The sequence below is a fragment of the Streptococcus sp. SCPM-O-B-15304 (M98) genome, from assembly GCF_058200215.1.
Window position 1 is genome coordinate 1 of record NZ_JBYQGQ010000064.1, and the last position, 216, is coordinate 216.

Annotated in this window: 1 protein-coding gene; it reads right to left on the minus strand. The window is 39.4% G+C overall.

Annotated features, from left to right (window positions below; genetic code table 11):
- Window positions 1-216: hypothetical protein (locus AC3E7H_RS10100; protein ID WP_490676528.1), on the minus strand; the 216-nt coding region annotated here is incomplete at both ends.

Consider the following 216-nt stretch of genomic DNA (forward strand, 5'->3'; position numbering starts at 1 on the left):
ATCGTTGCTTACAGTTTCAAGAGTCTTACCTTCTGAATCTTTAAGAACGAAGCTGAATTCGTTAGCTTTAAGCTCACGGCCTTCCAAGCGTTTAGTGAAGTTGAATTCCACTTCAACTGGAACGTTGTTTACACGTTTTTCAGTTGGTTTTTCAGGTTTTTCAACTTTCTTCGTAGTTGGGTTGTAGTAGTTGACTACTTGAGCCGCAGTATTTTC